At 75.7% G+C, this 1700-nt stretch carries 3 protein-coding genes; all 3 read left to right on the forward strand.

Annotation, left to right across the window (positions count from 1 at the left end; genetic code table 11):
- The first annotated feature begins 131 nt into the window (after positions 1–131).
- Entirely contained in the window at positions 132–569 is a 438-nt protein-coding gene (locus tag DKT68_RS30205) for a ferritin-like domain-containing protein (protein WP_109820777.1), read from the forward strand.
- Between the two features lie 52 nt (positions 570–621).
- Positions 622–1224, forward strand: coding sequence for a PadR family transcriptional regulator (locus DKT68_RS30210; RefSeq protein ID WP_109820778.1), 603 nt, complete (start codon positions 622–624; stop codon positions 1222–1224).
- Positions 1221–1700, forward strand: a 480-nt coding sequence (locus DKT68_RS30215; protein WP_109820779.1) for an ABC transporter ATP-binding protein, incomplete at its 3' end; no start/stop codon positions are given. The genes DKT68_RS30210 and DKT68_RS30215, both read left to right, overlap by 4 nt.

Consider the following 1700-nt stretch of genomic DNA (forward strand, 5'->3'; position numbering starts at 1 on the left):
GGGTATAAGAGACAGCTGGAGAAGACCGGCCAGGGCACGGCCACCGCCGCCTGCGCCGCGGCGCCGGCGGAACGCGCCGCGCTGCTCGGGTCGATCGCCGCCGCCCGCGCCACCCACCAGGAGGCACTGAAGTGAGGCAGCCGTCCGCCGGGGAGGCGCTCGCCGCCGCCCTCTCCGCCGAGTACGCGGCCATCTACGCCTACGGGCGGATCGGCGTCCGGCTCAGCGGGGCCGCCCGGGACGCCGCACACCAGGCGGAGGCCGCGCACCGACGCCGGCGCGACGCGCTGGTGGTGCAGCTCAGCACCGCCGGCGGCGCCGTGCCGCCGGACCGGGCCGGGTACGCGCTGCCGTTCCCGGTCACCGACCGGGCGAGCGCGTTGCGGCTGGCCGTCGAGGTGGAGGAGCGCACCGCCGCGCACTGGCGGGCCGCGTTGGCGTCCACCACCGGCGCGGAACGGGACCAGGCGCTGGCCGCCCTGGTCGAGTACGCCGTACGCGCCACCCGGTGGCGAAAGACCGCCGGGCTCACCCCGTCGACCGTCGCGTTTCCCGGCCGCCCGACCTGAACGGGCCCGCTCCGGTTGCGGAGCGCATACCAGGTATGCATACTCCGTTGCCATGTCCATCCGTCACGGGTTGCTCGCCCTGCTCGAACGCGGCCAGATGTACGGGTACCAGCTGCGCGCCGCGTTCGAGGAGTCGACCGGCTCGACCTGGCCGCTGAACATCGGGCAGGTCTACACCACGCTGTCGCGACTCGAACGGGACGGTCTGGTACGCCCGCTGCCGGAGAGCGAGGCCGGGCAACGCCCGTACGAGATCACCGACGCCGGCCGGGCGGACCTGGCGCTGTGGTTCGCCACCCCGATCAGTCGTACCGACCGGCCCCGCGACGAGCTGGCGATCAAACTGGCGCTGGCGCTCACCACCCCCGGCGTGGACGTCCGCTCGGTGGTGCAGGCCCAGCGCAGCGCGACGATGCGGGCGTTGCAGGAGTTGACCCGGTTGAAGTACGGCAGCGACCGGCCGGAGGACCTGCCCTGGCGGCTGGTGCTCGACTCGATGGTGTTCCAGGCCGAGGCGGAGGTGCGCTGGCTGGACCACTGCGAGACCAGTCTCGTCCGGCACCAGCCCGGCGCCCCGGGGCCCCCGGTGCCCAGGCCGGGCGACGCCGGCGCGTCCGACGCGGCGCGGTGGACCGACGAGGAGGCGCGACGGTGAGCGGAGCGGACGACGCGGTGCTGGAGCTACGCGCCGTCCACCGCACCCACGGGACCGGCCCCGCGGCGGTGCACGCCCTGCGCGGCGTGAGCCTGGTCGTCCGGCCGGGTGAGCTGGTCGCCGTGATGGGTCCGTCCGGCTCCGGCAAGTCGACGCTGCTGGCCCTCGCCGGCGGCCTGGACCGCCCGACCCGCGGCGAGGTACGGGTCGAGGGGCAGCCGTTGGGGGCGTTGGACCGCAGAGGGCTCGCCCAGCTGCGCCGCCGCCGGATCGGCTACATCTTCCAGCAGCTCAACCTGCTGGGCAGCCTCAGCGCGTTGGAGAACGTGGCGCTCCCGCTGGAGCTCGACGGCGCCGGCGGGCGCCGGGCCCGCGCCGCGGCCCTGGCCGCGCTGGCCGAGGTGGGCCTGCCGGCGCTGGGCGACCGCTTCCCCGACCAGCTCTCCGGCGGCCAGCAGCAGCGGGTGGCCATCGCC

The organism is Micromonospora acroterricola, assembly GCF_003172955.1.
In the GTDB taxonomy this organism is placed as follows: domain Bacteria; phylum Actinomycetota; class Actinomycetes; order Mycobacteriales; family Micromonosporaceae; genus Micromonospora; species Micromonospora acroterricola.

Coding starts and splice junctions, on each gene's coding strand:
- DKT68_RS30210 (WP_109820778.1), top strand. CDS start 622: ATGTCCATCCGTCACGGGTTGCTCGCCCTGCTCGAACGCGGCCAGATG.